General features: G+C 43.0%; 5 protein-coding genes and 2 riboswitches. All 5 genes read right to left on the bottom strand.

Annotated features, from left to right (window positions below; translation table 11 throughout):
* Positions 1-85: 85 nt before the first annotated feature.
* Positions 86-1648 carry a purple acid phosphatase family protein gene (locus ACZ5Q0_RS09295; RefSeq protein ID WP_447182493.1) on the bottom strand — a complete coding sequence of 521 codons (1563 nt, stop codon included), beginning with the start codon at positions 1646-1648 and terminating at the stop codon, positions 86-88.
* A gap of 236 nt (positions 1649-1884) precedes the next feature.
* On the bottom strand, positions 1885-5253 hold the full coding sequence (locus ACZ5Q0_RS09290) for a hemoblobin-interacting domain-containing protein (protein ID WP_464827117.1): 3369 nt from the start codon (positions 5251-5253) through the stop codon (positions 1885-1887).
* Positions 5254-5482: 229 nt separating this feature from the next.
* Positions 5483-7624 (bottom strand): S-layer homology domain-containing protein, encoded by a 2142-nt coding sequence (locus ACZ5Q0_RS09285; protein WP_446818297.1) that lies wholly within the window; start codon positions 7622-7624, stop codon positions 5483-5485.
* A 697-nt stretch (positions 7625-8321) separates the two neighbouring features.
* Positions 8322-8437: riboswitch (molybdenum cofactor riboswitch) on the bottom strand.
* 210 nt (positions 8438-8647) lie between these two features.
* The gene (locus ACZ5Q0_RS09280) at positions 8648-12928 is read right to left on the bottom strand and encodes an RCC1 domain-containing protein (protein ID WP_464827116.1); all 4281 of its coding nucleotides are present in this window, start codon (positions 12926-12928) and stop codon (positions 8648-8650) included.
* A 373-nt stretch (positions 12929-13301) separates the two neighbouring features.
* Positions 13302-13419, bottom strand: a riboswitch (molybdenum cofactor riboswitch).
* A 276-nt stretch (positions 13420-13695) separates the two neighbouring features.
* Positions 13696-14697 (bottom strand): mannose-1-phosphate guanylyltransferase, encoded by a 1002-nt coding sequence (locus ACZ5Q0_RS09275; protein ID WP_446818301.1) that lies wholly within the window; start codon positions 14695-14697, stop codon positions 13696-13698.
* Positions 14698-14716 lie beyond the last annotated feature (19 nt).

The following is a 14716-nucleotide window of genomic DNA, read 5'->3' as shown; positions in this document are numbered from 1 at the left end:
TTTATCTTATATCTCTTTTCGCCCCGTACTGGTGTTTGTCACCCCCCGATTTCCTCCTATTCATACTCTTTCCACCCATGCAACCCTACTGTAAAACTACCGGGTTATGATCTACGGCATTACTCAGTTGGTCCACAATGAAAACCTTAATTACGTCGCCCGGATTTACGTTAAATCCGGCTTTAGCAGTATTAACAACATCAAAATCTGCTACCGCCGCAGTAAGTTCTAGCTGAAAGTCATTCCCGATATGGGTAAATACCAAGGTTTCTTCTCCTTCATGGGCCTTTACTGGCTCAATACCGACCGTAAAATATTTAAATCCGGCTTGATTCCCATTTAAGGTCATGGTTTTGATACCATCCGGGGTGGCTCCTATGATGTAAATAGCATCTTCTTCTGGGATTATGTTGTATTGTGGTGTTTCGGGTTGTATAGGTGTTTTATTTATGGTGTAGCTTTCAATCAGCTCTCCATTGGCTTTTTTGGCAGTGAGGGTTAAAAGATCACCGTTAATATTAATAACCTGATAGTTACTACCAGTTTCTACCCGGGCAATGTAGGGAAAATCTCCTCCGCCGGCATAAGCCTTAGAACCGGCATTACCCATCACATAGACAATTCCATACTCTGCGGAATCAGTTTGTGCATCTCCCTGGTATATCGGGTGAGTTCTCATATACACGTGCTGGTGTCCCACAAAAACCATATCTACCTGGTTCTGTTCTAAAATAGGTACCCAATTTTCACATATAGATTTGTCAATTCCTTTGTAATCATTAAAGGCAGGATAAGCAGGATGGTGAAAAACAGCAAACTTCCATTTCTTTGTAGTGCTTTGCAAGTCTTCCTGCAACCACCGTTTGGCTGCTTCATTAGTATTGTTACTACTATTTAAAACTACAAAGTGGGCATTACCATAATCGAAAGAATAGAATTCTGGTTGTAACCCATCAGGTCCATTAGTTGGCAATGCAAAAAATTTCAAATACATACCGCCATCGTGATTTCCCATAGTAGGCATCATTGGCATCCGGGAAAAAACACCTGACGCAGCGTCAAGAAATTGTCCCCACTCATTTTCATCGTAACTGTTATCGGTCAAATCTCCACCCAAAAGAGAAAACTTAATCTGGGGATAATCCTGGTAGAGCGCATCTAACATGTTACCCCACTGAGTATATCCATCCTGTACATCACCCAGGTATAAAAATGAGAAGTTGTCTGTATCTGCAGCAGTAGTAAACGACAATGTATCACTCCAGACTCCTTCATTGCCTACCCGATATATGTATTTTGTATCTGGAGCTAATCCATTTAGATTTACCGTATAATGGTAGTAAACACTGCCAAAGGTTGTACCATTAACATCAACTTCTTGAGCAGAATCAAAATTGCCGTTAAACTCATCGGCCATTATGTATTGAACCTGGGCTGGTTCATCATTGGTCATTAACCAGGTAATAGTCTGGGATATAGCTGGATCTTTTGTCCAGGTTAAAATTATTTTTTCCGGCTGGCTAAATTCCTCCGCCAGGACAAAGGGGGAAAAAACACAGCAAAAAGCTACCACTAACAAAAAAACCAGGCCAATAGTACTTCCCAAGAACGGAATTTTTCTATGGTGATAACCCCAGCCTAGTTTCATAGCGGCATACTCCTTTATTCAAAATTCTTTTACCTGCATAAAAACAGTACATTCTATACCGATCCTTTTGGTTCACCTTACCTGAATAGCACTAACCGCCACGCTACCCCGTAACTCTTAAAAGCCCAGCAAAAACTCCCCGTAATTTCCAGGCAGTTTTTTGTAAACACTTTTAAAATTTTAGCCGGCCGCCTAAAATAAGCAGGCGGCCAGCCATATTTTTAAGAGATTATGGGTTAATAGTTAAAGACAGTCGGATTATAACCAGTTTCATTGGTTAAAGAATCCACAATGTAAGCCCTGATAACATCACCCGGCTGCACATTAAATCCGGCTTTAGCTGTATCAGCTACATCAAAATCGGCTACCACCGCATTAAGCTCCAACTGGGTATCGTTTCTGCGATGGGTAAATACGGCTGTTTCTGTACCTTCATTTGCTATTACCGGTTCAATAGAAACAGTAAAATACTTAAAGCCGATTTGATCCGCATTAACGGTCATGGTTTTTATACCATCCTCGTTTACACCTATTTCATAAATTGCATCCGGTTCCGGTGTTATTTTGTATTGCGGCGTTTCAGGCTGCACAGTTTCTTCTTCTAGTACGACAGTTACAGTTTGAGGTTCACCTGTAACTGTAAAGTTACCGGTTTGCTCAACATAACCTTCCGAACTTACGGTATAGCTATATTCGCCAGCTTCCAACTTGTAGGTTCCATCTGCTTCTGCAGTCACTTCAATACCTTCACTATCTTTAACCACTACAGTTGCGTCTTCTGGAGTTACTGCAAAGGTTACTGGGTAAGTTACTGGTTCCGAAGGTGTATCATTAACAGTAAAAACGGCGAAATTAACGGGGGAGAGGAAAGAAGCGCATACATTATAGTCTCCAGCGGGCACCGCCGGAACAATAAGAGACACAGGATGCAGATCGCCATTGGCATCTGTTGTTACTTCTACCTCGGTCTCATCAGCATCCCAGATGCCGTTGCCGTTAGTGTCAAACCAGATATAATAACCACTCGTCTTGTTTGGCATATATCCGTATCCTACAATGTCTAGGCTCGTACCTGCAGTCCCTGAACTGGTATTTAGGGCTACACCCCTGACGGTATAAGTGGCTGAGGCTTTAAGACCACAAGCCGGTATGTCAGCGCACACCTGATAGGGTCCCGGCATTACTGAAGGAACGTACAGGCCGGGCGAAATGGCCGTCCCCGCATTACCGGTGGTTACCGGTGCCTGATTCTCACCCTCATCCCACACTCCATTCCCATTAGTATCAAACCACACATACCCAGTCGCATTTGCCTGAAACCCATCAATATTCATGCCTATATTGTTTCCCGGATTACCTCTGGGAGAGGAAAAGTAAATACTCGGGGTAATAACAATACTGGCAGAAGCATCGATAGTACCATTCTTTCCAATATCTAAGAGAACATTGTATATGCCTGTCGGAGCTGAGGGCCAAGTCATGTTCGTCACTGACAATGTACCGGAAGCAGTTGTAGTACCCTCCTTGAACATAGTCTCATCAAAGACCCCGTTCCCATTCCTATCAATAAATAATCTATAACTTGTGTTGGGGAGAAAGCCGCTGCCATTAATAGTAATATAACGGGCACCAACCCTGCTGTTTCCATTAGTCGGATCCACAATTATACCACTGTCACTGATAGTGAAACTGGCGTTAGCTTCGATGTCACCGATATCAGCCTGCACAGTGTAGCTGCCCGCGCTTTCTGACGGCACAGTTAAACTTGTGAGCAGGGGAATAGCCCCATTCTCATCTGTGTTCACCGCAACCGACGGCTCACCTTCGTCCCAAACTCCGTTATTGTTTGTGTCGAACCAGATGGTCCCTGCCGTGTCAGCATCAAAACCGCTACCGGTGATAAATATAGTTACCCCCGGTATTCCAGAGTTACTGCTCAACAGTATCTCCGCATCGCCGATTGGTGACTCTTCATTAACGGTCTGGATCACTGTTGCATCTTCGTATCCGGTCGCCTTGACCACGATGGCATAATCACCGGCTACGTTAAATACGCTTGCGGCAATATTAAGGTTGCCGGCAGATACTGAATACTGGTTACTAGTTAATGCGTTGCCATTTACAGTAATTTCAGTAATTGCATTCTCCCAGGCTGCATCAGCGATAAAAGTAATGTCTACTGCCTGACCAACTTCGTTATCAGTACTGTCAGCAGTCAGAACCGGTGCCGGATCAGGAACGGGCACCTGATAATCAAAACTGACAATATCACTATCTTCCTTACCTATACCAATTACTACTGCCTTAATGGTCGTGTCCTCGTTCATTTCAATCGGATGATTTATTTCATCCAGGACATCTTCCCGGGATGACCACCAGCGAGAAGCAATCCAATTATACATGGGACTTTTATAAGTAGGATTACTGCCATCGGTGGTATAATGAACTTTATCAGCATCATTATTAGGACTACTCAGTTTTACCCCGGTACCTGCTGCTACAGTTCCGCTGGCTGGTGTCGCCGTCGGGTTAGCCCATTTTTCCGGAGTTGCAGTAGAAACTTCAATTGTACCTACATACTTTGCAAAAGCATGATTAGTCTGTTCCGTAACCCACCGCTGTCCAAAAACTAGCAAAGGTGCAACTTGATCACTCATGTACTCTGGGTTTTCGCTGTCTATACTTTGTAAGGCCAAAATGGTATCAACTTTGACCGCAGAGTCCGGTGAACCTGGTATTGAGCCGTCATATGGGGCGTTTTCCTTAAGCCCAGGATAATAGTAACGATGATCGGTCAACAGTTCTTTACGAGTGAATGTCATCTTATAACCATCAGTTGATTTAACTGTTATTAACTTGGCTTCAGGTTTAATTCCAGCCATATCCAAAAGATCCGCTAGCTTAACTCCTTCTGCCGTATACCATTTCTTGGTCGGCCAGGTGTTTATCGAACTGTAAGTTGAAAACACCTGCTCCATTTGCTCCAAATCGTCCTTGGTTAAAGTGATAGGATTTTCGACCCCATCCCCGATTATCTTAACCTCGTAACCAGCAGCTGCAGGCATTATTAAGTCATGGGAATTAGTAGAGATCAGTTCAGCATCCTCTTCAAATCCGTTATTTGTTGTGATGCTTACATCTGATGCCCCTGTCTGGGGTTCTGCTTCAAGAGCCCCACTAGCATCAGAATCACCCGTAGTCTCAACTAGTTCCTCAGAATCGCCAGCACCGGAAACCGTCTTAGGCTCGGGAGCAATGTCATAGCTGGAAACTGTATTATCTTCCACCTTTGGGTCTTTGCCATCTACTACATCATCACTGGCTAAACTCCCGTCCCCTTCATCACTAAGACTAGGATCCACAGGCTGATCCATGCTTTCATTAATATCAGCGTTTATAACGGGATCTGCTAGTAACTGATAATCCAGCACATCCTCGATTTCAGATAACGCTGCTACCGGTATTTCATCAACCGCATAAGCCGCTGCAGGCATTACCAGCCCGCTTAAGCCCAGGATTAGACTTAGCATTAAACATAAAGCTAATTTGCCTAAACCTTTTTTCCTAATTAGCACTATCCAAAACACTCCTTTCCCTAGTTTCATGAAGTACGGCAGGTGATTTCGTTAATATGCTCCCGCTTTATAGACCAGCCTCCCTTCACCAATTCCTTACAACCTGGTCGGAAAGTGTATAAATTCGACACTTTATCATTATTAATCTTTAAAATCTTATAAAAATAACATTTTTTGTTTAAAATACGTCCTCATAAATTTCATGCTGTAACTGCGTCCTTCAACCGCTAAACCATTTACTGAACTTTGCGGTTAATTCTTATTGAGCTAACGCATTTACTACTACTGTAACTGCTTCAGCCCGGGTGGCAGTTGCTTTAGGCTTAAAGGTGTTATCTGGATAACCGGAGATTATACCTTTTCCGCTAGCTCTACCCACAGCCTCTTTAGCCCAATCAGAAATCTGGGCTCCATCGGCAAAACTCTTTCCTGGCGCAGTATTAGCAAGTTTAGCTGCTTTATCGATCATTACTGCCATCTGTTCCCGGGTGATATTATCATTGGGACCAAAGTTGTCCGCATCATAGCCGCCAACTATGCCATACCCAGCCGCGGTAGTAATATAATCCTTAGCCCAGTGATTAGCAGTATCACTAAATACCTTGCCTTCTTTTGGTTGCAAGTTAAAAGCTTTGACTAATATAGTGGCAAACTCCGCCCTGCTGATGGTATTATCCGGTTTGAAGGAACCATCTGGATATCCGCTTACCGCACCTAAGGCGACCAGTTTACTAATATTAGCTTCTGCCCAGTGCCCAGTAGTATCTTTTAAGCTGGTAACTGGTGTAACTTTATCTTTTTCGTCATCAACTGGTGTGACCGGACTGGTTTTTTCACTACCTAGAACAGCAAACTTGCTGAAATGACTTACTTCACCACTGACTTTTGCAGCCGTAGTATCTACTTTTACCTGGTCGAGAATTACCCATTTGCTGTTATCCCAAACATAGATACCTACTTCATATTTGCCGTTATCTGCTTTATTACGGTTATAAGGCAGGGTGATGGTGACCGGCTTTTTAAAGTTAATATTTTTATCACTGCTGATTTCGTATACATCGCCCAGTAGTTTGAATCCCGTGGAAACTGCCGGAATACCTGTACTCAGTTTCTTGACAGTAACCTTAATATCACTGCTCACTGCATCCGCCGGAAAACTGACTACCGCTCCAGCTTCCTTTACAGTACCGCCATTGGTGGTAATAGTCTGACCGGCCGGGGTAACGGAACCTCCTCCACCGCCTTTACTTCCACTACTACTTGAAGGAGTGTAGGCTACAAACTCGGTAAAGTGTTTAGTCCATATGGCCAGATCTCTACCAACATCAACCTTACCGTCTTTAGCATTTTTCAGGGCTTTTTCTGCGGCAGCCTGATTATCTTCCGGTATAAGGGTTGTAATTGCGGTAAACTTACCATTACGAATATAACCGGCTGATTGGCCTTTCTGCCCGGGGATCAGCAACCGAACCGGCTTTTCAAAGGTTATTTCTTCATCGGATAATCCTACTTCAATAACCGCATTAACCTTCTGAGCTCCACTTACCGACGCACTAGGCTCAATTTTAACTATCGGCAGAGTAATAGCACCATCCCAGTTTGCCGGTGAGCTAAGAACCTTATTCCCTTCCGGGATAGCCATTTCCACCGTTCCTAGAGAGGTAGTTGCCTTTACTGCCACCAGTGGTAATGCTTCGTCCTGGTTAACCTTGATTTTAGCCCCACTGGCATTAGCAGGTACGTTTATGGTTACTGGAGTGTCCGGGGTTATGGCTATAGTTTCATTTTTAGTAGCCGTTTCCAGTTTTGTAATGGTTACATCATAGCTGGTATTCCGGCCATCCACGGTAATCGTTAAAACCTGCCGAGCTGCTGCCCGAGAACTATCAAAACCGGACACATTCGATTTCGTAATCTTTTCCACCCTGCTGCTACCATTACTGTAAGTTCCGGTTACCTCCAGACCAGTGAGGTCAAGGGTTTCACCAACGGTATAAATTAACTTTTGGGGTAGCTTAGTAATAGCTATACGCTCAAGAGTAACCGGGGTTACCCCACCACCATCCGATATCACCAACGGTTTAGTATCGACATTAGTACCATATCCGGCCACCACGGTGAGGGTACCGGGAGATACCGCAGGTACTATGAATTTACAGCTATAATCCCCGCTGGTATTTGATTTAACTGCATCAAAAAAGACTATATTCTGGGTACTATCCAGCACTTTAATAGAAACCCACACATCAGGATCGGCAGAACCTGATGCCATTATATTGGTTCCAGCCTTTGCACTATCCGTACTTAGCGTTAAGGTAACGCTGTTACCTAGGGCTATTCCCGGTAACATGGACAACACCAGCAACATTGATATGGTTATAGCTACTAGTTTTCTAGTCATTAAATATCACCCCTTGAAAGTATTAGTTTGCAAATCGAAATTCTTTTTTGCCCGGTTGCAAAAAAGATGGCTGATTGCACATACAGTTAGATTAAAGTGGATACCACATCATTTTGCAGTACTTAATGTCACCGGTAACTGGAATGAAGGTTTAAAATTAGCTCAGTTTTATTAAAAACATAAGTCCTGCATTTTTAAAATCCCTCCATACTTAACCGGACAGGATCAGCCCCGATGATACTGCTCATAAAAAACATGTCCAAGTAAATCTCTATACAATCAACCTATCCCCTCCAGTCTCATACAGATTCCCAGCTTATCCCTTCCCCTGGCGATAAATTCGGATTCGGGCTACTGCCCCAAGCATAATGGGTACTTTCTAAGTATATAAACAAACTCCATCAAAACATTTATTACCATTTTCGGTCATTGAGTCGGGGGTAATATGGCCGGATCTTTGCCTTTTTTCGGATAATAGGTAATTCCCGGTTTTAAGGTCCATTAAAAAACCCGGCGAAAAGCAGCGCCGGGTCTGAATAGTTATTTCAAATACGTTACAAAGATGTGTTTAAAGATATGCTATAAGGATGTGTTACAAATATGTCAAAAAGAAGTGGTTTATGTGTGTAATGTAATATGCAGCTAATAAAACTATAAAAAAAGCGAGTCATGTGAAAACAGACTCGCCCCAAGAATTATTCGAAGTACGGCTTCTCCTTTCCACAATGGGAGGCACGTCCGTTTCCCGACGTACCCAACGACTTAAGACCATGGTATTACTTTAGGCTCTTAAGTTCGGAAAAGTTCTATGTAATTTTACTGCACAATCTATTTGTATACAATTGTAAACGTAAAATCAAAATAATGCAATATAAGAATAAATTTATCATTAATCTTTATTTCCCGACATCAGAGGATATTATTCCAGGCTTTTTAAGACAGTTTTTGCAAACAACCTTTTAAAATTTTAGCCGGCCGCCTGAAATAAACAGGCAGCCAGCCATATTTTTAAAAGATTATGAATTAATAGTTAAAGACAATCGGATTACAAGCAGTTTCATTAGTTAAACGGTCCACAATGTAAGCCCTGATAACGTCTCCCGTCTGCACATTGAATCCGGCTTTAGCTGTATCAGCTACATCAAAATCGGCTACTACCGCATTAAGCTCCAGCTGGGTATCGTTTCTGCGATGGGTGAATACGACTGTTTCTGTACCTTCATTCGCTATTACCGGTTCAATAGAAACAGTAAAATACTTAAAGCCGATTTGATCTGCATTAACAGTCATGGTTTTTATACCATCCTCGGTTACACCTATTTCATAAATTGCATCCGGTTCCGGTGTTATTTTGTATTGCGGCGTTTCAGGCTGCACAGTTTCTTCTTCTAGTACGACAGTTACAGTTTGAGCTTCACCTGTAACTGTAAAGTTACCGGTTTGCTCAACATAACCTTCCGCACTTACGGTATAGCTATATTCGCCAGCTTCCAACTTGTAGGTTCCGTCTGCTTCTGCAGCCACTTCAATACCTTCACTATCTTTAACCACTACAGTTGCATCTTCTGGAGTTACCGCAAAGGTTACTGTGTAAGTGATAGGTTCCGCTGCTTCACTTACCTGTTGGGTAACAGCAGCATCTAGAAAACCGGCCGCTTTGACAGTAATAGAATATTCCCGGGCTTCGTTAAAATTACTACCATCAAGGATAATCTTCCCGGTAGTAACTGAATATTTATCGCTGGCCAAATTCACACCATCAACACTTACGCCAGTAATAGATTCCCGCCAGGCAGCGTCATCTGTGAAAACCAGCTCAACATTCTCGCCCAGGTTGCTCTCGGTAACAGCCTGAGTTATAGACTGCGGAGCCAGCCTAACCTGAGTGGGAACAGCTCTATCCTCAGTCGTCCCGTCACCGAGTTTCCCTTTCGTGTTTTGACCCCAGGACCATATGGTGCCATCCTTTTTAATAGCAAAAGAATGGAAGTATCCGGCATTTATCATGGTGAGATCAGCTGGTTCACATAGTTGAACGGGCATGGAACTAGATTGCAACCCTTCGATTCCAAACCCACCATAATTGTTATAACCCCAGACCCAGACAGTCCCATCATTTTTCATGCTGATACCATGGTTTTCCCCCGCAGCAACCATTTTAGTATCCGTCAATCCGATAACCTGAATCGGCACACAGCTATGAGCATTCCAACCATCAGGACCAGCCGGGCCTAACTTACCATCATAACTTGCACCCCAACCCCATACTGTACCATCATTCTTAATGGCGAAAGACAACCTCATACCAGCTGCAATTGCCTTGACATCTGTCAGCGGAGTATTTGTTTCTGGATCAATCATAACCTGAACCGGTATAGTACTTCTTTCGGACGAACCGCTAAGACCATTACCTAACTGTCCAAAATTATTTCTACCCCAGGTCCATACTGTACCATCATTTTTAAGGGCAACAGAATGTTCCTTCCCGGTAGCAATTGTTTTGACGTTCGTCAGGTCAGTAACTTGAACCGGTAAGATACTTGTTTGTGTAGTACCATCACCTAACTTACCGTACCCGTTGTTACCCCAGGTCCATACCGTCCCATCATTTTTAAGGGCTACAGAATAGCCATCCCCAGCCGCAATCATCTGTACATCTGTCAATGCGGTACCAGTTGCCGAATCGGTAATAACTTGAACTGGAACAGAACTATTTATCTTGGTTCCATCGCCAAGCCGGCCACTTAAATTGTAACCCCAGGCCCATACCGTGCCATCGTTCTTGAGGGCCAGTGTATGATTATCACCAGTTGCAACCATCTTAACCTCTGTCAAGCCGTAGACCTGATCCGGAACAGTTCTGCTTTCCTTTTCACCATCTCCTAGCATGCCTCCCTGTCCATCGCCCCAGGCCCATACCGTACCATCGTTTTTAATTGCTACTGTATGGTTATTCCTTCCACTCACATAAACCATGTTACCCTTTCCTTCGGTTACAAAACACATGGGTCTTGCCTCTATCTCCTGCATTACGCTAGCATCTTTGTAACCGTTGGCTTTAACAGTAATATTAAAAACTTTAACCTCTGTAAACAATCCCGCTATAATACTGATCTTACCGGTGGTCACCTTGTATTGCTCAGCATCAAGTTTTGTACCATCGATGCTTACCTCCGTAATAGCGTTCCTCCACTCCGGATCATCAGTAAAGAAAATCCGTATGGGGTTACCTACAGTGTTACCACTGGTACTTGCAGTCAAAGTTGGTGGTATATTAGATTCCGCTGATTCTACCATCGTCTGCGTTACAGTGGCATCCTGGTAAGCAGTTGCCTTGACAGTAATGGTATAATCTCCGGCAGCTTCAAAGATACTAGCATCAAAGGTAAGCTTACCTTCGGCTACTGTATATTTATCGCTGGCCAGTATAGTACCATTCACCTTAACTTCAGTAACCGCTGTTCTCCAGGTTTCATCATCTGCAAAGGTGATTACTATGGAGTTGCCCACCGTGTTATCAGTTGTAGCGGCTACCAATACCGGGGGATTAGCACTTTCCGGTTTAGTAACTGTAAGACCAGTTACATGCTTGTAATTCATTTTGCTATTATTGACATCAAAGTACATACGTAAAGGAGTTAAATTACTACCATCGACTACGATGGCCTCGCCGTCGATCTCATAGGTAAGCAGATAATCACTGGCAGACTCATCGAAAGCTGGAAGGGTAACACCATTAGGAGAGTCTTTCATAATAACCTTTACTGTCCAGGTGTTATCATTGATATTCAAGGCCTCCAGCAGATCCGGTAAAGCAACACCTTTACAGGATTTATTCCCATAAATATTTATGGTTGCAGGCATAGCTTTTAAGTCAGCCATAGTATAGGATGCCTCCACAGCATTCCCGCCAACGGTAAATACTATTGGTTCCGGCGCTGCTACCTTGTAATCAAGACTAACAATATCGCTGTCGTCCTTACCTATACCAATTACTACCGCCTTAATGGTCGTGTCCTCATTTATTTCAATCGGATGATTTATTTCATCCAGGACATCTTCCCGGGATGACCACCAGCGAGAAGCAATCCAATTATACATGGGACTTTTATAAGTAGGATTACTGCCATCGGTGGTATAATGAACTTTATCAGCATCATTATTAGGACTACTCAGTTTTACCCCGGTACCTGCTGCTACAGTTCCGCTGGCTGGTGTCGCCGTCGGGTTAGCCCATTTTTCCGGAGTTGCAGTAGAAACTTCAATTGTACCTACATACTTTGCAAAAGCATGATTAGTCTGTTCCGTAACCCACCGCTGTCCAAAAACTAGCAAAGGTGCAACTTGATCACTCATGTACTCTGGGTTTTCGCTGTCTATACTTTGTAAGGCCAAAATGGTATCAACTTTGACCGCAGAGTCCGGTGAACCTGGTATTGAGCCGTCATATGGGGCGTTTTCCTTAAGCCCAGGATAATAGTAACGATGATCGGTCAACAGTTCTTTACGAGTGAATGTCATCTTATAACCATCAGTTGATTTAACTGTTATTAACTTGGCTTCAGGTTTAATTCCAGCCATATCCAAAAGATCCGCTAGCTTAACTCCTTCTGCCGTATACCATTTCTTGGTCGGCCAGGTGTTTATCGAACTGTAAGTTGAAAACACCTGCTCCATTTGCTCCAAATCGTCCTTGGTTAAAGTGATAGGATTTTCGACCCCATCCCCGATTATCTTAACCTCGTAACCAGCAGCTGCAGGCATTATTAAGTCATGGGAATTAGTAGAGATCAGTTCAGCATCCTCTTCAAATCCGTTATTTGTTGTGATGCTTACATCTGATGCCCCTGTCTGGGGTTCTGCTTCAAGAGCCCCACTAGCATCAGAATCACCCGTAGTCTCAACTAGTTCCTCAGAATCGCCAGCACCGGAAACCGTCTTAGGCTCGGGAGCAATGTCATAGCTGGAAACTGTATTATCTTCCACCTTTGGGTCTTTGCCATCTACTACATCATCACTGGCTAAACTCCCGTCCCCTTCATCACTAAGACTAGGATCCACAGGCTGATCCATGCTTTCATTAATATCAGCGTTTATAACGGGATCTGCTAGTAACTGATAATCCAGCACATCCTCGATTTCAGATAACGCTGCTACCGGTATTTCATCAACCGCATAAGCCGCTGCAGGCATTACCAGCCCGCTTAAGCCCAGGATTAGACTTAGCATTAAACATAAAGCTAATTTGCCTAAACCTTTTTTCCTAATTAGCACTATCCAAAACACTCCTTTCCCTAGTTTCACAAAGTACGGCAGGTGATTTTGTTAATATGCTCCCACTTATAGGCCAGCCTCCCTTCCCCAATTCCTTACAATCTGGTCGGAAAGTGTATAAATCCGACACTTTATCATTCTTGGTTTCAAAAATGTATTTTTATTTTGCCATAGACAGATAATAGGTAATTTTTAGTTTTAAGGTCCATTAAAAAACCCGGCGAAAAGCAGCGCCGGGTCTGAATAGTTATTTCAAATATATTACAAAGATATGTTTAAAGATATGCTATAAGGATGTGTCACAAATATATCAAAAAGAAGTGGTTTATGTGTGTAGTGTAATATGCAGCGAACAAAAATACAAAAAAGCGAGTCATGTGAAAACAGACTCGCCCCAAGAATTATTCGAAGTACGGCTTCTCCTTTCCACAATGGGAGGCACGTCCGTTTCCCGACGTACCCTAACGACTTAAAACCCATGGCATTGCTTTAGGCTCTTAAGTTCGGAAAAGTTCTATGTAATTTTACTGCACAATCTATTTGTATACAATTCTAAACGTAAAATCAAAATAATGCAATATAAGAATAAATTTATCATTAATCTTTATTTCCCGACATTGGAGGATATTATTCCGGGATCTTTCGTTGGCAGAATTAGATACTCTGACCAGGCCCGGAGATGCTAAAAAAGTCCCGGCCTACTAACATTCCCAATCTTAGCGATAAACTACACAATTTGATCAAATCTTGCAATCTGCCATATAGTTTAACTTTACCCGAGGAAAAGCAAAGAGCTGTTATAGACAGGATTTATTTGGTTCAATCATTTCGACCAACCTTTTGATATCCTGTGATTTTCTCTTAGGACACACTAGAACTGTATCCTCACATTCCACTACAACTATATCATTAAGTCCGAACACAACTACCTTCTTGCCATTGGTGCGTACCAGGCAACCGGAGCTATCTACAACTAAAGCATTTCCATTTACGGAATTGCCGTTTTCGTCTTTCTCCAATACTTCCGCCAGTGACTCCCAGCTTCCGATATCATTCCAGCCGAAATCACCTACTATGACTGCCATATTACTACACTTTTCAGCTATACCATAATCAATCGAAATACTTGGAAAACTCGGATAAGCATTTAGATAATCATCGTTACCCTTGGCAATGTTCTTAAATAATTGGGGCAGATGTTTTTCCACAAGGTTTCCCCATACCTCGGCGGTAGCTAAAAATATTCCCGCATTCCAATAATAATTGCCTGCTTTAATATAATGCTCCGCAGTTTGCTGGTCCGGCTTTTCATGAAATGCTTTTACTCGATAAGATTCTTTACCCGCATCACGTTCTATATATCCATACCCGGTCTCCGGCCTTTCAGGTTTTATACCTATGGTAACCAGAAACCCTTTCCGGGCAAGTTCTTCCGCCTTTCTCACCACCCGGCAAAACTCGTCATCATCTTTTATGTAATGATCAGCTGGAAAAACTCCAATTACTTCTTTATTATCAATTAGCTTTTGCGACAGGACTAAACCAACTGCTGGAGCAGTATTCCGGCCTACCGGTTCCGACAGGATCTTCGCATCTAAATGACTAACATCATCTTTGATTAATCCTTCCTGATCCTGACCACAAACTACTATAACCGTACCTAGTGGTTTTAGTCTCTGCAAGGTCATAACCAGCAGGCTACCCTGCCCAAAAAAATCACATAATTGCTTAGGCCGGCTATCAGTACTTTCCGGCCACAATCTAACTCCCCGCCCACCGGCCAGGACTACTGAGATCATTAAACTCTCCCTCCCGCAA

It is taken from the genome of Syntrophomonas erecta subsp. sporosyntropha, assembly GCF_055395365.1.
This window is presented reverse-complemented; position numbering and strand designations above follow the sequence as displayed.

Excerpts from the sequence above, each read along its gene's own strand:
- ACZ5Q0_RS09275 (WP_446818301.1), bottom strand. The coding sequence starts at position 14,697 with ATGATCTCAGTAGTCCTGGCCGGTGGGCGGGGAGTTAGATTGTGGCCG.
- ACZ5Q0_RS09290 (WP_464827117.1), bottom strand. The coding sequence starts at position 5,253 with ATGAAACTAGGGAAAGGAGTGTTTTGGATAGTGCTAATTAGGAAAAAA.
- ACZ5Q0_RS09295 (WP_447182493.1), bottom strand. The coding sequence starts at position 1,648 with ATGAAACTAGGCTGGGGTTATCACCATAGAAAAATTCCGTTCTTGGGA.
- ACZ5Q0_RS09285 (WP_446818297.1), bottom strand. The coding sequence starts at position 7,624 with ATGACTAGAAAACTAGTAGCTATAACCATATCAATGTTGCTGGTGTTG.